Here is a 17,914-nt window from a genome sequence, read left to right on the forward strand (position 1 = left end):
GCACATGCGATCGTGGCCTGCTCCCGAGATAGCTCCTCTGCCCGGCGCCGGCCTTCCGCTCCGGCTCTACGACACCTCCTCCCGCGAGGTGCGGCCGACCTCTCCCGGTCCCACGGCCCGCATGTACGTGTGCGGCATCACCCCCTACGACGCCACCCACCTGGGGCACGCCAACACCTACCTGGCGTTCGACCTGGTCAACCGCGTGTGGCGGGACGCGGGCCACGAGGTCCACTACACGCAGAACGCCACCGACGTGGACGACCCCCTGCTGGAGCGCGCCGAGCGCGACGGGCTCGACTGGCGGGAGCTGGCCGGGCGCGAGATCGACCTGTTCCGCGCCGACATGGAGGCGCTGCGGGTGCTGCCGCCCCGCGAGTACGTCGGCGTCACCGAGGTCGTCGGCCAGGTCGCCGAGCTGATCGAGCGGCTGAAGGACAAGGGCGCCACCTACGAGATCGACGGCGACGTCTACTTCTCCTCCGCCGCGGCCCCCAAGTTCGGCGCGGTCTCCGGGTACACCGAGCACCAGATGCTGGAGCTGTTCGCCGAGCGCGGCGGCGACCCGGATCGCGAGGGCAAGCGCCACCCGCTGGACTGGCTGCTGTGGCGCGCCGAGCGCCCCGGGGAGCCCTCCTGGCCCTCGGCGTTCGGCCCGGGCAGGCCCGGCTGGCACGTCGAGTGCACCGCGATCGCCCTGACCCGCCTCGGCACCGGCTTCGACGTGTCGGGCGGCGGCTCGGACCTGATCTTCCCCCACCACGAGATGGGCGCGAGCGAGGGCCATATCGCCACCGGCGAGTGGCCGTTCGCCCGGGCCTACGTCCACGCGGGCATGGTGGGCCTGGACGGCGAGAAGATGTCCAAGTCCCGCGGCAACCTGGTCTTCGTGTCCCGGCTGCGCGCCGGGCACGACCCGATGGCCGTGCGCCTGGCCCTGCTCTCCCACCACTACCGCTCCGACTGGGAGTGGACCGACGGCCAGATCGCCGAGGCGATCGAGCGGCTGGCGCGCTGGCGGACGGCCGTGAACCTCGCCGCCGGCCCGGACGCGGCGCCGGTCCTGCGGGAGGTCAGGGAGCGTCTGGCCGACGACCTGGACGCGCCGGGCGCCGTGGCCGCCGTGGACGACTGGGTGGCCCGCGCCGCCGCCGGGGAGGGCGCGGACACCTCGGCGCCGGGGCTGGTGCGCGCCGTGGCGGACTCCCTGCTGGGCGTCCGGCTGTAGGAGAGTTCTAGCGGTCGGTCGGCAGCAGGGTGCCGAGCGGGCCGAGGTCGAGGTTCAGGTCCGACGGCGAGACGCCGAACCGTTCGCACAGCTCGGTCATGGCCTCCTCCAGCCGCATCAGCGTCACCCCGAGCGCCTCGACCTGCTCGTCCGACAGGTCGCCCTGGTCCATGCGCCGCACGCACTGGCGCTCCACGAGCTGGCGCACCAGCTCGACCAGGGTGAGGACCAGCCGGGTCAGGTCGCGCTCGACCGTCTCGGGGTCGGCCTTCAGGTGCCAGCGCCCCGCCGACACCGGCGCGTCGTCGCCGGGAGGCCGCTGCGCGGGCTCAGTACCGCTCGACGTCATAGGGCATCCCCGTCTCCAGAGGCTCCGCGCCGCGCACCGACATGATCAGCGCCCGCAGCGAGATGCGGACCAGCTCGATGTCGGCGATGGACAGCACCAGGTCGCCGGTGACCACCACGCCGCCCGCGAGCAGCCGGTCCAGCAGGTCCACCAGCGTGACCCGCTCGGGCGGCAGCCGTCCCTCTGCGGCCGGCGCGGCCCCGCGCGGCGCCATCGGGGCCTCACGCTCCCGCAGGGTCACGGGTTCCGCCGCCGCGGCCCCGGTATCACCCCGCATCGCGGCCCCCGGACCCGGCGAACTCCAGCGCGGTGAACGAGTACGGCGCCCACGGGCCGGTCAGCTCCACCTCGATGCCCGGCTCCCGCAGCCCGTCGACCGCCGCCGCGAACTCCTCGCGCCGCGCGTCGTCCACCAGGTAGGCGCCGTTGAGCAGCATCCAGTCGTCCCTGCCGGACAGCTGCGGATCCTGTGGCCGGTGCCGCGCGCCGGCCACCGCGATGTGCGTCAGCGACTCGTGGATGTGCTCGGCCCGCTCGGCGGCCTGCCGCCACGCCTCGTCACGGCCGCGCAGGCTCGCCTTGCGCCGCCGCAGGTACGCCGTCCCGGGCCGGGTCTCCGTCCCCGCCGGGACGCTCTCCTCGGCGGCGGGCGCCGCGGGGCGCGCGTACACCTTGACCCCCCACTCGCGGCGCCCGGCGACCCGCGCGAGCACCGCGGCGAAGTCGTCGTGCCGCCGCTCCAGCATGTCGCGCACCTGGTCGTCGCCGCCGTACACCGTGACGAGCCGCACCGGGGCGGTGGCGGCGCCCGCGCCCACGGCCTCCACGACCTGGTGGTGGGCGCGGGCCGTCTCGCCGACCCACTCCAGGTCCTCCAGCGACCGCCGCAACGGCTCCTCGCCGAACTCCTCCAGCGGCACGGTGCTCACGTAGGCGACCAGGCCGCCGTGCGTCACCGTGCGGACCGGCGCCCCGGCCACGCCCGCCAGGCCGGGCGGCGGCACGGCCGAGCCCCGGTCCCCCTCACGGCTGATCGCGTACAGGTACGTTCCGCTGCCGGGCACCGTCTTCCTCCTCCCGGTCGGCGGGAGACGGGCGGACGTCAGCCGCGCCGCTCCCGGCCCCCCTGAGTCCGCCGTTCCCCTTCGTCGTAGCCCCGCGGCTCCCGCCGTTCGCGCTCCTCGTACGACCGGAGCTCCCGGTCGTCGAAGGCCTGCTCCCGGCGCGGCCCCTCGATGGTCGGCCGCCCCCGCGCGGCGTCCTCTTCCTCGATGGTGGCGAGCCTGCGGCGCAGCCTGCGGTTCTCCTCGATCAGGTCGCGGTCCTTGGAGCTGAGCCACGGGTCGTGCTCCCACCAGTCGATGCCGAGCTCGCGCGCGGTGTCCACCGAGGCGATCAGCAGCCGCAGCTTGATGGTGAGCAACTCGATGTCGAGCAGGTTGACGCGGATGTCGCCCACGATCACCACACCCCGGTCGAGCACGCGCTCCAGGATGTCGCCGAGGTTGCCCCCGGAGTCGCGCGCGGCGGGCGCCCGCCTGCCGTACGGTGACATCACGCCGGACGTCGGGTCGGACATCTCACCCCACCCCACCCGTGTCGCCCCGGGCGCGCTTGTAGGTGCGCACCCGGCGGTAGGACCTCAGCTCGCCCTGGGGATCCAGGTCGACCGCGTAGATCCCGAGCGTGTCGCCCGAGGAGGGGACGCGATGGTCCTCGACGACCTCGACCTCCACCGTCCAGCCGTCCTCCGACGGCCGCACCAGCGTGACGCCCTCGACGTCCTTGCCGGTCAGCTCGGCGATCTGCCGCAGCGCCACGCTGCCCGCCGACACGGCCGTCAGGCGCCGCCGCCCCACACCCTCGTCGCGGCGGGGCCGTCCGGCGTCCTCGTCGTAGTCGTCCTCGTCGTAGGAGTCGTCGGGCGCGTATCCGCGTGTTTCGCCCCCGCTCCGGCGTCCCCGATTCACCGGCACGACCCCACCTCCTCTCGGTACCCCCGCCCCGGGCGGCCCCGCACGGTCAGCCGATCATCTGGCCGAGGATCTCCTCCTGCGCCCGCGCCTCGTCCTCCGCCGTGATCAGGCCCTGCTCGCGCAGCCGCTCGACCTCCTCCAGCCGCCGCCGCACCGCGGCCGGGTCGCGACGCTGCGTCTCGACCTGCTCCTCGATCAGCTCGCCCAGCTTGATGAGGCCCTTGACCGGGGCGAGCGGCAGGCCGAAGATCATGCCTAGCAGGCCCATGTCAGCCGTCCCCCTCCTTGGCCGCCACGAAGTCGTAGGCCGCCTGCGGGCCGAGCAGGCGCAGGGTGACGCGGCCCTCCCAGCGGGCGGCGAACTCCTCCAGCGCCTCCTCGAACTCCTGCTGCCGGTCGGAGTCCACCAGGCAGGCGAGGTGCGCCGCGTCCTCCTCGTGGGTCGGGTCCCTGATCACGACCGCGGCGCAGTGCGGGGCCAGCCCTTCGGCCAGGGCGCGGCTGTCGGCCTCCCGCTTCGCCTCCACGGCCTCGTTGATGATCTCCCCGAGCCTGATCCTGGCGTCCCAGGTCGCGTCCTCGGGCAGGCCGCGGATCTCCTCGCGCAGCCGCGCCGCCTCCGGCTGCTCCTGGAGGACCTCCCGCAGCAGGGCGCCCTCTTCGTACCGGGCCTTGACGACGAACTGGGCGTGCCCCTCCAGCCGTTCGAGGGCGGCGCGGAACTCGTCCAGATGCGGGGCCAGCAGTTCCCGGGCCACCGCCTCCCGGTTCTCCATGACCGCGCCGAAGCGCAGCGGCAGCACGGGCACCTCGGCGGCGACGTCGTCCAGGAGCCGCTGGTGCGCCATCAGGTCGGCGGGCCTGCCGAGCGGCCCGGTCGGGTGCAGGTCGCTGACCAGGGCCGCGATGTCCTCGTGCCGCACCAGGCCGATCTTGCCGGGCGGATCGCCCACTCCGCGCTCCTCCGGGTCGAACTCGACGTCCGCCGGCAGGATGCCGTACACGTAGGACGCCGTCGCGGTCGCCGCCTCGGTCTCGGGACGCCCCGCGGCGGCGCCCCGCTCGCGCGAGGCGGCGTTCGGCGTGGAAGGGGCCATGTCAGTCCTCCTGTCGGCCGCGCCTGCGGCGCGCGGGTTGCTCGGCGTACTCTCCGGCGAACTCGCGCAGCTTGTCGCCCGCCGCCTCCAGCGCGCCCTGCGCGATGCCCTTGGTCTTCGACTTGGCCACGCCTTGGGTCATGTCCTGCATCAGCTCCGGCAGCCCCTTCTGGCCCTCGGTGAGGTCCAGCCGGTTCACCGCCTGGGCGAAGCGCAGGTAGGTGTCCACGCTGGCGACCACGACGCGCGCGTTGATGGTCAGCAGCTCGATGCCCACGAGCGCCACGCTGACGTACGCGTCGATGACCAGACCCTTGTCCAGAATCGTGTCGATGACGTCGGCCAATCCGCCGCCCGACGAGGACGGCCTGCCGGCCGCCCCGCCCCCTGAGGGCTGCACGATCGTCATTCGCCCTGCTCCTTCTCCTCGTTACCGTGGTGTCTCGTTGCCGTCGTCGTTGTCGTCGTCGCGGTGGTCACGGCCGTCGCCGTCGCTTCGTCGGCGCCCGCCCCTCGTGGTCCTTGCGGACGTCGCCGGGGCGCGGGCGCGATGGTTCACCGGCCTTCCTCGCCTCTGCGCCGGGAGCCGCGCGGGGGCGGCTCCTCCGCCTCGGCGCGCCGGCGCCGGACGGGCCGCTCCTCGCCCTCGGCGCGCCGCCGCCGCGCGGGCGGCCGCTCCTCGGACGCCGGGGACCCGCGCCGCGAGGAACGCCGCTCCTCGTGCTCCTCGGCCTCTCCGCGTCCGCTGTGCCTTCCGGGCTCTCTCGGCTCCTCCCGGGGCCGGCGGGGCTCCTCGCCCCTGCGGCCGCGCCGGGCCGGAGGGCCCTCCTCCTCGGCCGGGCGGGACCTCGGGCCGCGCTCCCCGCGCCTGCCCCAGGCCAGCCGCCGCCGTGCCCGGCCGCGCTCCTCCTCGGGCTCCTCTTCGCCCTCAGGCTCTTCGCCTTCCTCGCCCTCTTCGGCCTCTTCGCCTTCTTCGAGCTCTTCTTCGGGCTCCTCTTCCTCGCCCTCTTCGGCCGCGCGGGTCTCCTCTTCGGGCTCCTCCTCCCGCTCGGCCCGCTCGCGCTCCTCTTCCTCCTCGCGCACGGCGGTCTCGTGGTCCTTGACGACCTCGCCCTCGTGGATCACGCCCCGCCAGCCCTGGATGTCACTGGGGTCGGGCAGCACGTGCACCATGATGTGGCGCCGGATGTGCTTGAACTCCAGGCGGACGCGGCGGCCCGGGGCCCGCCACCAGTTGCCGATGTGCTCGATCAAGCCCTTGGGGTGGTATTCCAGCGACATCAGCACCCGGGTCATGGCCGGGGCGAGCGCGTGGAAGGTCACCGATCCGTCCACGTACCCCTTGGCGCCCTTGGAGCTCCAGACGATCTTCTCGTCCGGCACCTGCTCGGTGATCGTGGCCTCCCAGGTCCGGCGCGGCAGGAAGACCTGCACCTGCCAGGTGATCTTCTCGTCGCTGTCCTGGGTGACCTTCTCGATCTTCTTGGTGAAGGTCGGCCAGTCCGTGAACTGCGTCCAGACGTTGTAGACCAGGTCGACGGGCGCGCCGATGTCGACGCTCTCCACGATGTTGGCGAACTTGAGCTTGCGCTTGCCGAAGCCGAGCCGCCGTTTCAGCCCGCCCCAGGCCATCTTGGCCAGGCCCTTGACGCGCCCGCCGCCGCCCTCGGCCCCGGCGAGCTGGCCCAGGGTGCGGAAGCCGTCGCCGTCGGCGAAGCTGGTGAGCTGCTTGGTGGTACGTTCCACCTTGCGCCGCAGCGCCGACAGCGCGAGCTTGCCCGCGACGCCGGCCAGGCCGCGAATCTGCTGCTTGAGCGGGTTCGTCAGTCCGCCCTTGCCGTCGTCGGCCATCGGTCACTCCCTCCGGCGGACCGGCCGGGACCGCGGCGGCGCCTGCTCGCGCACGACGCGCCCGCGCGGCGCCGGTTCCTCGTCCTCTTCCGGCTCTTCCTCCTCCTCGTACTCCCGGTCCTCCTCGTCGTAGTCCCGGTCGGTCTCGCGCCGCGCACGGGAGGGGCCGCGCCGCCGCGGCTCCTCGTATTCCTCTTCTTCCTCCTCGCCGTAATCGGCGTAGCGGTCCTCGTAGCCCTCTTCCTCTTCTTCTTCCTCACGGCGCGGGCGCACCCGGGCCCTGGCGCCTCTGAGGCCGCTCGCCGCGCGGTCCCTGAGGCCGGAGACGCCGCCCCGCGCCGCCCTGGTGGCTCCGGTGGCGGTCCTGGTGGCCTCCGCCGCCGCCTCGCCGGCGGCCTCCTCGGCCCCGGCCGCGACGCCCGCCGCGTGTTGCAGTGCCTCCGCGCGCTCCTGCAGCTTGGAACTGAGCGCGGTGACCTGCCGGGACGCGGCGGCCTTGGCGGCGGCCTTGCCCGCCTCGAACAGTTCGCCGCGGACGCTCTGGAGGATCTTCTCCAGTTCCGGGGAGGCGCTGGCCAGCTTCATCCCCTGTTCCAGCAGGTTGCCGCGGGCTCCGCCGAGCTTGCCGGTCGCGCCCGCCACGGCCAGGGCGATCGCCAGCTTGAACTTGCGATGCCTGCCGAGGAAGTAGCCGAGGGCGACCGCCGCGGCCACCTTGAGTCCGCTTACCACGACTGCCTCCTTCTCCGGCTGAGGGATCGACGGTTGCTGCCCTACCCGCCCACATCAGCACAGAACGCGCTTAACCGGAAAAAATGGACATAGCGCGCGGAGAAGATGGAGGTGCCCGCCCCGGCTTGGCCAGGCCTTATGCCAGCGCGGCGAAGAAGCGCTCCCGCTCGTCCTCGGGCAGGTGATCGCTGAACAGCACGCCGTCCAGGTGGTCGGCCTCGTGCTGCAGCACCCGGGCCAGCATGCCGAGCGCCCGGACGGTGACCGGCTTGCCGAACATGTCACGCCCCTTGGCGACCACCGAGTACGACCGCTCCAGCGGCCACCACACGCCCGGCGCCGACAGGCACGCCTCGTCGGCGACGATCCTGCGCTCGGACACCTCCAGGCGAGGGTTCACCAGATGCCCCGCGCGGCCGTCCAGCTCGAACACGAGCACCCGCAGCGGCACGCCGATCTGCGGCGCGGCCAGCCCCGCCCGTCCCGCCCCGGCGCGGATGGTCACCTGCAGGGACTTGACCAGCTCACGCAGGGAGCGGTCGAAGGCCGTGACCGGCGCTGCCACGGTGCGCAACACCGGGTCGGCGAAGAGCCTGATCGGCTGGACGCTGGTCATGCGCGCTCCCGGGGGTGTCGGCGGACGGCTGGACGCCTCCGAGGGATTCCCGGATCGGCGCGAAGGCAACCGTCGCCGAAGATAAGGCCGCCCGGCGCCGTCCGCGAATCGGACGCCCCCGGGCGCCGTCCGGATGTAGCACAGAGGTAACAGGAGGGACCCAGCGGCGAAACGGCCGGAAAGCACCATCGGAACCATGCCGATCTCACACTCCCCGCAGGCGCCTGTGATGCCGACCGCGCGGCCCGCCGGTCCCGGCACGCCGGCCCTCGTCCCCCGCCCCTCCGGCGGAGGTGAGCACGGGACGACCGCCACACCGGCGGACGAGCTCCCGGCTCCGGCCCTCCGTTCACGGACCGCGCCGGACGCGCTGGCCGGCTTCAGCATCGGGGTCACCGCCGCCCGGGGCGGCGAGGAGCTCACCGCCCTCCTCGAACGCCGGGGCGCCCGCGTCGTGCGCGCCCCCGCCATCCGCCTCGTCCCGATCCCCGACGACGCGCCCCTGCTCGCCGCCACTCTCGCGTGCCTGGACGCCCCCGTCCACGACGTCGTCGTCACCACGGGCGCGGGCTTTCGCGGCTGGATGGCCGCCGCCGACGGCTGGGGGCTCGGCGCCGAGCTGACCGCCCGCCTCTCCCAGGCCCGCCTGCTGTGCCGCGGGCCCAAATCCCGCGGCGCCGTGCGCGCCGCCGGGCTCGCGGAGCACGGGAGCCCGCCCGCCGACTTCCTGGAGGACATCGAACGGCACCTGCTGGACCAGGACCTGCGCGGACGCCGCGTCGTCCTGCAACCGCCCGGCGAGCCGCTCGCCGGGCTCGCCGCCGCCCTGCGCGCCGCGGGGGCCACCGTGATCGAGGCCCCCGTCTACAACTGGACGCCCAGCCCGGACCCCGCGCCGCTGCGCCGCCTCATCCTCAGGACCATCGCGGGCTCGATCGACGCCATCGCCTTCACCAGCGCGCCCGCCGTGCGCGCCACGCTCGACGCCGCCCGCGCCGAGCACCTGGAGGACCCACTGCTCGCGGCGCTCGCCGGTTCGGCCGTGGCCGCCTGCGTCGGCCCCGTCACCGCCGCGCCGCTGCTCGCCAAAGGCGTGCCGGTGGTCCAGCCCTGCGGTTCACGGCTCGGCGCGCTCGCCCACGCCCTGGCCGGACACCTGCCCGAGCACGGCGTCACCCGGCTCACCGCGGGCGCCCACCGCCTGGAGATCCGCGGGCACGCCGTCGCCGTCGACGGCGAGCTGCAACCCCTGCCGCCCGCCCCCATGGCCGTCCTCAAACGGCTGGCCGAGCGCCCCGGGCATGTGGTCACCCGCGCCGAGCTGCGCGTCGTGCTGCCCGGCGGCCCCGAGCGCGACTCCGCCGAGCACGCCGTCGAGATGGCCGTCACCCGGCTGCGCCGCGCCCTCGGCCGCTCCGGCATCGTCGAGACCGTGGTCAAACGCGGCTACCGCCTGGCCTGCGACCGCCGGGCGGCCGGAGCGGTCAGGACAGCGCGGCCGAAGGGGAACTGACCGCCTCCAGCCGCAGCTCCCGCACGATCTCGGCCGCGCAGTCGTCCCGCGACAGGCCCGAGCCCGCCCCGATGAACGCCTCGTAGTAGGCGTGCCGGAAGCAGCCCGCGAGCAGCAACCGGGCGCTCGCCTCCGGCGTCACGTCCGGAGCCACCCGGCCGAGGCTCCGCTCCCTCGCCAGGTACTCGGCCAGCGCGGCGATCTCGGCGGCGGGGCCGAGATCGCTCTCGCGCAGGGCCTCGCGGAAGCGCACGGTCATCGACGGCGAGATGAACGCGGGCATCGCCGCGGCCTGCACCTCGGCGTAGTAGTCGATGCCCGCCCTCACCACCGGCAGCAGGTTGTCGTTCACCCGGCCCTTGCCGGCCTTCTGCAGCAGAGCGTCCAGCGTGCGCAGCCAGACGGGCAGGCGGTCCTGCAGCAGGACCAGGAACAGGTCCACCGCCTGGGCGGGCGTCGCGCCGCGGAGCTGCGGGTACGCGGCGCCGTCCGACGGACGCGCCGCGTCCCGGACGTCCTGTTTCATATATGCGGCCATTTCGAGGACGCGTCGCCGCGTCTCCTGTGCCTTCTTGTGCGGGTCAGGGTATTGAGTCGTCGCCATGGGGATCCCAGGGTGCGCAGTATGTAAAGGTTCAGCACGCGGGTGGCGTTGCGGCCGGGGGGTGCGCGGAGCCGGAGGACTGTCTCCGTTGTCGAATCGTCGCCGCGTGTGAGGTGCCGCCCGGACGTGCGGGTGCGGAACGACGCAGCGGCCAATTATTACCCGAGATCGGCGGCCCGCGCCGAGAATAACGAGAACTGCGCGCGCCGCGGCCCGTCACCGCCCGTCACCAAGCCGCCCGCCCCGCGGTACGGACGCGGGCCGCTCAGAGCCGCTCAGCCGTCGCTGTCGCGGTCCCGCCGGCGCAGGTAACGCTCGAACTCCGCCGCGATGGCGTCACCGCTGGCCTCCGGCAGGTCGGCGGCGTCCTTGCGCTCCTCCAGCTCGCGGACGTACTCGGCGACCTCGGAGTCCTGCGCGGCCAGCTCGTCCACCCCGTGCTCCCACGCCCGGGCCTCCTCGGGCAGCTCGCCGAGCGGCATGGGGATCTCCAGGATCTCCTCCATACGGCTCAGCAGCGCGAGCGTGGCCTTCGGGTTCGGAGGCTGGGCCACATAGTGCGGCACCGACGCCCACAGCGAGATCGTCTTGGTGCCCGCCGCGCCCAGGGAGTGCTGGAGCACGCCGACGATGCCCGTGGGGCCCTCGTACCGGGTCAGGTCCAGGTTCAGGGAGCGGGCCAGGCCCGGATCGCTCACGCTGCCCACGATGGGCACGGGCCGGGTGTGCGGGGAGTCGTTCAGCAGCGCGCCGAGCAGCACCGCCGTCTCCACGCCCAGCTCCAGGGAGATGCCGACGATCTCGGAGCAGAAGGTGCGCCAGCGCATGTTCGGCTCGATGCCGCGCAGCAGCACGACGTCACGCTCACTGCCCGGGGGCCGCGCCACCAGCAGGCGCGTCGTCGGCCACACGATCGAACGGGCGACGCCGTCGCCGAGCTCGACGACGGGGCGGGTCACCTGGAAGTCGTAGTAGTCCTCGGGGTCGAGCTCGACCAGCGGGGTGGCCTTCCACGCCGTCTCAAGATGCGCCAGAGCGCCGCTCGACGCCTCGCCCGCGTCGTTCCAGCCTTCGAACGCGGCGATCAGCACCGGGTCGACGAGCTCGGGAAGCCCTTCGAGCTCGATCACGCGCCGCCTCCTCCTGGCCTGGCTGAGGGCGTTCGCGGGATGAATCGCCCTCTCGGCCGCCGGCGGCGGCCTTATACCTAACCAAGCCTATTCGTTGAGGGGCGGTCAGTGTCACCGAGAGGGGGATAGCCGTACGCGAGACCGTCCCAATTGGACGCGCGTGCAACGGCGTCGGGTTCCGTTTTCCCCCGGCCGCTAGTCTTGGGCGCATGAACCGTGAAGCCTCCTCCTTCAGGCGTGAGCTCTCCCAGCGCGTCCTGGTGGCCGATGGTGCGATGGGCACCATGTTGCAGGCCTATGACCCCTCGCTGGATGACTTCGATGGTCATGAGGGGTGTAACGAGGTGTTGAACGTCACGCGTCCGGACATCGTGCGTGGGGTGCATGAGGCCTACTTCGCGGTGGGTGTGGATTGTGTGGAGACCAATACCTTCGGGGCGAATCTGGCGGCGCTGGGGGAGTACGGGATCGCCGATCGGGTGTTCGAGTTGTCGCGGGCGGGGGCGGCGCTGGCGCGGGAGGTGGCGGATGGGTTCTCCTCGGTGGAGCGGCCGCGGTTCGTTTTGGGGTCGATGGGGCCGGGGACGAAGCTGCCGACGTTGGGGCATGTGGCGTTCGGGGCGTTGCGGGATGCGTATGAGGCGAACGCGGCGGGGTTGATCGCGGGTGGGGCTGATGCGTTGATCGTGGAGACGTGTCAGGATTTGTTGCAGGTCAAGGCGGCGGTGGTGGGGGCGCGTCGGGCGGTTGCGGCGGCGGGGCGTGATGTGCCGGTGATCGCGCAGGTGACGATCGAGACCAACGGGGCGATGCTTTTGGGGTCGGAGATCGGGGCGGCGCTGTCGGCGATCGAGCCGCTGGGTGTGGATGTGCTGGGGTTGAACTGCGCGACCGGTCCGGCCGAGATGAGCGAGCATCTGCGCTATCTGGCCCGTCATGCCCGGCTGCCGTTGTCGTGCATGCCCAATGCGGGGTTGCCGGAGCTGACCGCCGACGGGGCGCGGTATCCGCTGTCGCCGCAGGAGTTGGCGGCGGCTCATGTGCAGTTCACCGGCGAGTACGGCCTGGGCCTGGTCGGCGGCTGCTGCGGCACCACGCCGGAGCATCTGCGTCAGGTGGTGGAGGCGGTCGGCGGCCACCAGCCGGTGGAGCGCCGTCCGCGTCCGGAGCCGGGCGCGGCGTCGTTGTACCAGCATGTGCCGTTCCGGCAGGACACCTCGTATCTGGCGATCGGGGAGCGCACCAATGCCAACGGTTCCAAGGCCTTCCGTGAGGCGATGCTCGCCGAGAACTGGGACGAGTGCGTGGAGATCGCCCGGGGTCAGGTGCGTGACGGGGCGCACATGCTGGACTTGTGTGTGGATTATGTCGGCCGGGACGGGGTGGCCGACATGCGGGAGCTGGCGTTCCGGTTCGCCACCGCCTCCACGTTGCCGATCGTGCTGGACTCCACTGAGCCTGCGGTGTTGCGGGCCGGGTTGGAGATGCTGGGCGGGCGGGCGATCATCAACTCGGTGAACTACGAGGACGGCGACGGCCCGGATTCCCGGTTCACCAAGATCATGCACTTGGTCAAGGAGCACGGCGCGGCCGTGGTGGCTTTGACCATCGATGAGGAGGGGCAGGCGCGCACCGCCGACTGGAAGGTGCGGGTGGCCTCCCGCCTCATCGAGGACCTGACCGGTAATTGGGGTATGCGGGTCGAGGACATCATCATCGATTCCCTCACCTTCCCGATCGCCACCGGTCAGGAGGAGACCCGCCGGGACGGCATCGAGACCATCGAGGCGATCCGCGAGATCAAGCGCCTTTACCCTCAGGTGCAGACCACCCTCGGCCTGTCGAACATCTCGTTCGGATTGAATCCGGCGGCACGGATCGTGTTGAACTCGGTGTTCCTCAACGAGTGTGTCAACGCGGGGCTGGACTCGGCGATCGTGCACGCCTCCAAGATCGTGCCGATGGCGCGTATCCCCGATGAGCAGCGCCAGGTGGCGTTGGACATGGTGTATGACCGGCGGCGTGAGGGTTATGACCCGCTGGCCCGGTTCATGCAGTTGTTCGAGGGAGTCGACGCGGCGGCGGTGCGCGCCGACCGGGCGGCGGAGCTGGCGGCGATGCCGCTGACCGAGCGGCTCAAGGCCCGCATCGTGGACGGGGAGCGCAAGGGCCTGGAAGCGGACCTGGAGGAGGCGCTGGTCACCCGGCCCGCTCTGGAGATCATCAATGAGGTGTTGCTGGAGGGCATGAAGACGGTCGGGGAGCTGTTCGGCTCGGGCCAGATGCAGTTGCCGTTCGTGTTGCAGTCGGCCGAGGTGATGAAGGCGGCGGTGGCGTATCTGGAGCCGCACATGGACCGGGTGGAGGGCCGGTCCAAGGGCCGGATCGTGCTGGCCACCGTCAAGGGCGATGTGCACGACATCGGTAAGAACCTGGTGGACATCATCTTGTCCAACAACGGCTATGAGGTCATCAACCTGGGCATCAAGCAGCCGGTGTCGGCCATCTTGGAGGCCGCGGTGGAAAAGGACGCCGACGTGATCGGCATGTCCGGCCTGCTGGTCAAATCCACCGTCATCATGAAGGAGAACCTGCAGGAGATGAACTCCCGCGGCATCTCCACCCGCTTCCCCGTCCTGCTCGGCGGCGCCGCTTTGACCCGGGCGTTCGTGGAACAGGACCTGGCCGACACCTTCCAGGGCGAGGTCCGCTACGCCCGCGACGCCTTTGAGGGGCTGCGGCTGATGGACGCCTTCATGGCCGTCAAACACGGCACCCCCGGCGCCGCCCTGCCGCCGCTTCGGGAACGCCGCGTCAAGACCGGCGCCACCTTGACCCGCACTCCTGAGCAGGCCCTGCCCGCCCGCTCTGATGTGGCCGCCGACAACCCGCTGCCGGTCGCGCCGTTCTCCGGGGACCGGCTGGTCAAGGGGATCGCGCTGGCCGACTACGCCGCGTTCCTGGACGAGCGGGCCACGTTCATGGGCCAGTGGGGCCTCAAACCCGCCCGCGGCGGCACCGGCACGGGCGGTTCGGGGCCCTCGTATGAGGAGCTGGTCGAGGTTGAGGGGCGGCCCAGGTTGCGGATGTGGCTGGAGCGGTTGCAGACCGAGAACCTGCTGCAGGCCGCGGTGGTGTACGGGTACTTCCCGTGCGTGTCGGCCGGCGAGGACCTGATCATCCTGGACGAGGCGGGGCGGGAGCGGACCCGGTTCTCCTTCCCGCGTCAGCGCCGGGACCGGCATCTGTGCCTGTCGGACTTCTTCCGCCCGGCCGGCTCCGGTGAGGTGGACGTGGTGGCCTTCCAGGTGGTCACCATGGGCGAGCGGATCTCCCAGGCCACCGCCGAGCTGTTCGCCAAGGACGCCTACCGCGACTACCTGGAACTGCACGGGTTGTCGGTGCAGCTGACCGAGGCGCTGGCCGAGTACTGGCACGCCCGGGTCCGCGCCGAGCTGGGCATCGGCGGCGGGGAGACGCTGGAGGACATGCTGAAGGTCAACTTCACCGGCTGCCGGTACTCGTTCGGCTATCCGGCGTGCCCGAACCTGGAGGACCAGCGGCAGTTGTTCCAGCTGCTGGACCCGCAGCGGATCGGGGTGTCGCTGTCGGAGGAGTTCCAGCTGCACCCCGAACAGGCGACCTCCGCGATGATCGTTCACCACCCCGAAGCCAAATACTTCAACGTCTGACCCCTGTCGGCCAGACGGTACGGTCAGGGTGTACCTAAAGCCGACAGGAGGGTTCTAAGTGGACGCGGTCTTCTTCGACATGGACGGGCTTCTCGTGGACACCGAGAAGCTCTGGTTTCAGGTCGAGTCCGACGTCATGCGACGTCTGGGGGCCGCGTGGACCCAGGCCGACCAGGAGAACCTGGTCGGCGGTTCCATGCCGGCGACGGTGGCGTACATGCTGAGGGTCGCCGGGTCGGACCGTGATCCCGCCGAGATCGAGGCGTGGATGCTCGACGGCGTGCTCGCCCTGCTGGCGGAGGGCTTCGACGTGATGCCCGGCGCGCTGGAGCTGCTGGGCGAGATCCGCGCGGCGGGGGTGCCCACGGGGCTGGTCACCTCCTCCGCCCGGCTGATGGCGGACGCGGTGCTGAACGGCGTCGGCCGCGAGCACTTCGACATCGTCGTCACCGGGGACGACGTGCGGAACTTCAAGCCCGCTCCCGAGCCGTACCTGCTGGCGGCGGAGCGGGTGGGCGTGCCGCCGGCGCGGTGCGTGGCGCTGGAGGACTCCCCGAACGGCGTCGCCGCCGCCACCGCCGCGGGGTGCGCGGTCGTGGCGGTCCCGAGCGTCGTGCCCGTCCCGCCCGCTCCGAGGCGCCTGGTCGTCGAGTCGCTGAAGCAGGTGGACGTGGCGGCGCTGCGCGCGCTCGCCGCCTCCTGAGCCCTCCGCGCGCGTCCCGGAGGAGCTTCCTCCTCCTCCCTTAGGGGGTGGCCCATCCTTGGGGATGAGGGGGCGGGGCGCGTCCGCGTGCCAGGATGGAACGGAAAGCCGTGAACAAGGGGGCGAACCTTTATGTCGTTCGACCAGATCGCCTGGCTTCCGCTGTGCGGGGGACTGACCGCCGTCGGCCTGGTGCTCAGCTTTCTGGCGTTCCGCAGGCGGGGGGCGGCGTCCGGCCTGCGCCTGGCCGCGTGGTCGCTGATCCCGATCGCCGCCTACCTGACCGGCGCGCTGGCCACGTTGTGGAAGATGGGCACGGCCGCGGTGGGCTTCGTCACGGGGCTGGTGTTCTCGCCGACGGTGTGGGCGGGCGTGGCCGTGACGGGGCTGGCCGTCGTGCTGTACCTGGTGTCCGGCGTCATGCTGGGCCGGGGCGCCGCACGGCAGCGCTCCGGGAAGAAGGCCGCTCCCGAGCCCGTCCCTGACGCCGCGGGGGCCCCGGCGGTGAGCGCGGGCGCGCCGACGCAGCCGAACCGGCCGCCGCTGCCCCGCCGCCGTCCCGCCGCCGCGGCGGCGCCCGCCGACGACGACCTGTCGGACATCGAAGAGATCCTCAAGCGCCGCGGCATCAGCTAGCGCGCTTCGCGGGTCCGGCGAGGGCGAGGATGCCGTGCGGTGGACGGTGGCGTTCCCTCCACCGCACGGGTGCGGCCGGCGCGGCCGGATCCGCCGCGGCCGCGGTCTCGCGTTGGGCTGACAGGGGCCGGCGGCGAGTGCCGCCGCGCGCGGGCGGAGGCACGTACGGCATGCCCCCGTCCGGGCGGCGACGACCAAGACATACCCCACATCGCGGGCGAGCGCACCCCGGTGCCGAAGATCTGTGATATGCGCGCCCATCCCTGTACCGGACGATCGTGGCGCGCCCGTGCATCCGGCGTCCTCTGAGCCCTCGCCCGGCATGCGGATCAGGCCGCTCGACGACGGTGGCATCACGTTTCCATAACGGTATGGTGCCGCCTGTGCGCCTCCAGATGGGCCGGGGCACCCCTCGGTAAGATCGGCAATCCTTGATCACGCCCCGGATCCCTGCGGTCGTGCGCGCCGCCGGGTCCGCGCCGGGGTGTCACGAGGGTGCGCGCCGCCGGGTTTCCGCGTGCCGTGTCACGGTTCTGAGACACAACCCGGACAGCTCCCGAATATTCGGTCCAAGATCGATACGAATGAATTTCGCAAGAATCACAGTTGAGCCACATAGCGTGCGAAGGTACTGGTCATCGCAGCTCAGCACGTAGATTCTGCGTCCGGGGCCTATACACGGCCCTGCATGCAACATGGGGCGACGCCCGCCCGCCACCACCGGACGGGCGGCCGCGCCAGACGGACAACATCGTCTGGGATCCAGGGAGCCGACACTTATGACCGCACCGCTCGACGCCTCCAGCAAGGAGCTGGAGGCCTCGCCGGAGGCCGTGCTGGACGGGCCGGCCAAGGCGATCCAGGGCCGGTCGCTCGGACAGATCGCATGGATGCGGCTCAAGCGCGACCGCATCGCCGTGGTCGGCGGAGTGGTGATCGTTCTACTGATCCTCATCGCGATCTTCGCGCCGCTGCTGGTGTCGTGGCTGGGACACCCGCCCGCGGAGTGGCACCGAGAGAAGATCGACCCCGCCATCCAGGCTCCCATCGGCTCCTTCGGCGGCATGAGCTGGGACTTCCTGTTCGGCGTCGAGCCGACCACCGGCCGTGACCTGTTCAGCCGGGTCCTCTACGGCGCGCGCATCTCGCTGCTGATCGCGTTCTTCGCCACCCTGCTGTGCGTGATGCTCGGCACGCTGCTCGGGATGATCGCGGGCTTCTTCGGCGGCTGGGTCGACATGATCATCAGCCGGCTGATGGACATCTTCCTCGCCTTCCCGCTGCTGGTGTTCGCGCTGGCGCTGGCGGGGGTGATCCCCGACAAGGCGTTCGGCCTCTCGGGGGACACGCTGAGGATCACGCTGCTCGTGTTCATCATCGGCTTCTTCAACTGGCCCTACATAGGCCGGATCATCCGGGGCCAGACGCTGTCCCTGCGGGAACGTGAGTTCGTCGACGCCTCCAGGAGCCTGGGCGCGCGCAGCCACACGATCCTGTTCAAGGAGATCCTCCCCAACCTGCTGGCGCCGATCCTCGTCTACGCGACGCTGCTGATCCCGACGAACATCCTGTTCGAGGCCGCGCTGTCGTTCCTCGGGGTCGGCGTCCGGCCGCCCACCCCGACCTGGGGAGGCATGCTGGCCGACGCGGTGCACAACTATCAGGTGGCGCCCAACTACATGATCTTCCCCGGTCTCGCGATCTTCATCACCGTGCTGTCGTTCAACCTGCTCGGTGACGGCCTGAGGGACGCCTTCGATCCCAAGGCCCGATGAGCGCGTGAGTGT

At 72.0% G+C, this 17,914-nt stretch carries 19 protein-coding genes; 6 read left to right on the forward strand and 13 right to left on the reverse strand.

The window, feature by feature from the left end; translation table 11 throughout:
* Positions 1-4 precede the first annotated feature (4 nt).
* Positions 5-1,228 carry a cysteine--1-D-myo-inosityl 2-amino-2-deoxy-alpha-D-glucopyranoside ligase gene (gene mshC, locus BJ982_RS25235; RefSeq protein ID WP_184884008.1) on the forward strand — a complete coding sequence of 408 codons (1,224 nt, stop codon included), beginning with the start codon at positions 5-7 and terminating at the stop codon, positions 1,226-1,228.
* Positions 1,229-1,235: 7 nt separating this feature from the next.
* On the opposite strand, the gene BJ982_RS25240 is transcribed toward mshC, so the two are convergent.
* From BJ982_RS25240 to BJ982_RS25290, 11 genes are all read right to left on the reverse strand, one after another.
* A complete protein-coding gene (locus tag BJ982_RS25240; protein ID WP_184884010.1) occupies positions 1,236-1,577 on the reverse strand; it encodes a gas vesicle protein K in 342 nt (113 codons plus the stop codon).
* A complete protein-coding gene (locus BJ982_RS25245) occupies positions 1,558-1,818 on the reverse strand; it encodes a gas vesicle protein (protein ID WP_239123375.1) in 261 nt (86 codons plus the stop codon). Before BJ982_RS25245 ends, BJ982_RS25240 begins: the two co-directional genes overlap by 20 nt.
* Before the next feature lie 25 nt (positions 1,819-1,843).
* Complete coding sequence (locus BJ982_RS25250; RefSeq protein WP_184884012.1) at positions 1,844-2,641, reverse strand: GvpL/GvpF family gas vesicle protein; 798 nt, start codon at positions 2,639-2,641, stop codon at positions 1,844-1,846.
* 38 nt (positions 2,642-2,679) lie between these two features.
* On the reverse strand, positions 2,680-3,156 hold the full coding sequence (locus BJ982_RS25255) for a gas vesicle protein (RefSeq protein ID WP_184884013.1): 477 nt from the start codon (positions 3,154-3,156) through the stop codon (positions 2,680-2,682).
* A 1-nt stretch (position 3,157) separates the two neighbouring features.
* Positions 3,158-3,553 (reverse strand): gas vesicle protein GvpO, encoded by a 396-nt coding sequence (locus BJ982_RS25260; RefSeq protein ID WP_203959327.1) that lies wholly within the window; start codon positions 3,551-3,553, stop codon positions 3,158-3,160.
* Positions 3,554-3,599: 46 nt separating this feature from the next.
* A complete protein-coding gene (locus tag BJ982_RS25265) occupies positions 3,600-3,821 on the reverse strand; it encodes a gas vesicle protein GvpG (RefSeq protein WP_184884015.1) in 222 nt (73 codons plus the stop codon).
* A 1-nt stretch (position 3,822) separates the two neighbouring features.
* Positions 3,823-4,650 carry a GvpL/GvpF family gas vesicle protein gene (locus BJ982_RS25270; RefSeq protein ID WP_184884018.1) on the reverse strand — a complete coding sequence of 276 codons (828 nt, stop codon included), beginning with the start codon at positions 4,648-4,650 and terminating at the stop codon, positions 3,823-3,825.
* Between the two features lies 1 nt (position 4,651).
* Complete coding sequence (gvpJ, locus tag BJ982_RS25275; RefSeq protein ID WP_184617466.1) at positions 4,652-5,059, reverse strand: gas vesicle protein GvpJ; 408 nt, start codon at positions 5,057-5,059, stop codon at positions 4,652-4,654.
* Between the two features lie 146 nt (positions 5,060-5,205).
* Complete coding sequence (locus BJ982_RS25280) at positions 5,206-6,501, reverse strand: SRPBCC family protein (protein ID WP_239123374.1); 1,296 nt, start codon at positions 6,499-6,501, stop codon at positions 5,206-5,208.
* 3 nt (positions 6,502-6,504) lie between these two features.
* Positions 6,505-7,233 carry a hypothetical protein gene (locus tag BJ982_RS25285; protein WP_184884019.1) on the reverse strand — a complete coding sequence of 243 codons (729 nt, stop codon included), beginning with the start codon at positions 7,231-7,233 and terminating at the stop codon, positions 6,505-6,507.
* Between the two features lie 136 nt (positions 7,234-7,369).
* Positions 7,370-7,849: a peptide deformylase gene (locus tag BJ982_RS25290; protein ID WP_184884021.1), complete on the reverse strand. Its 480-nt coding sequence runs from the start codon at positions 7,847-7,849 to the stop codon at positions 7,370-7,372.
* Positions 7,850-8,045: 196 nt separating this feature from the next.
* Between BJ982_RS25290 and BJ982_RS25295 the strand changes: the two genes are divergently transcribed.
* Positions 8,046-9,362 carry a uroporphyrinogen-III synthase gene (locus BJ982_RS25295; RefSeq protein ID WP_239123372.1) on the forward strand — a complete coding sequence of 439 codons (1,317 nt, stop codon included), beginning with the start codon at positions 8,046-8,048 and terminating at the stop codon, positions 9,360-9,362.
* Here the strand turns inward: BJ982_RS25295 and BJ982_RS25300 are convergent.
* Positions 9,334-9,888 (reverse strand): hypothetical protein, encoded by a 555-nt coding sequence (locus BJ982_RS25300; RefSeq protein ID WP_184884023.1) that lies wholly within the window; start codon positions 9,886-9,888, stop codon positions 9,334-9,336. The genes BJ982_RS25295 and BJ982_RS25300 overlap by 29 nt on opposite strands.
* A gap of 353 nt (positions 9,889-10,241) precedes the next feature.
* Complete coding sequence (locus BJ982_RS25305) at positions 10,242-11,096, reverse strand: PAC2 family protein (RefSeq protein ID WP_184884025.1); 855 nt, start codon at positions 11,094-11,096, stop codon at positions 10,242-10,244.
* Between the two features lie 209 nt (positions 11,097-11,305).
* Here BJ982_RS25305 and metH point away from each other — a divergent pair, with 209 nt between their 5' ends.
* The 4 genes from metH (at position 11,306) to BJ982_RS25325 (ending at position 17,902) form a co-directional block, all read left to right on the forward strand.
* Positions 11,306-14,788, forward strand: coding sequence for a methionine synthase (gene metH / locus BJ982_RS25310; protein ID WP_184884027.1), 3,483 nt, complete (start codon positions 11,306-11,308; stop codon positions 14,786-14,788).
* A gap of 58 nt (positions 14,789-14,846) precedes the next feature.
* Positions 14,847-15,491 carry an HAD family hydrolase gene (locus BJ982_RS25315; RefSeq protein WP_184884029.1) on the forward strand — a complete coding sequence of 215 codons (645 nt, stop codon included), beginning with the start codon at positions 14,847-14,849 and terminating at the stop codon, positions 15,489-15,491.
* 132 nt (positions 15,492-15,623) lie between these two features.
* Positions 15,624-16,127, forward strand: coding sequence for a cellulose synthase (locus BJ982_RS25320; protein ID WP_184884031.1), 504 nt, complete (start codon positions 15,624-15,626; stop codon positions 16,125-16,127).
* A gap of 779 nt (positions 16,128-16,906) precedes the next feature.
* Entirely contained in the window at positions 16,907-17,902 is a 996-nt protein-coding gene (locus BJ982_RS25325; protein WP_184884033.1) for an ABC transporter permease, read from the forward strand.
* Positions 17,903-17,914: the final 12 nt, after the last annotated feature.

Source organism: Sphaerisporangium siamense (genome assembly GCF_014205275.1).
GTDB classification, from domain to species: Bacteria; Actinomycetota; Actinomycetes; order Streptosporangiales; family Streptosporangiaceae; genus Sphaerisporangium; species Sphaerisporangium siamense.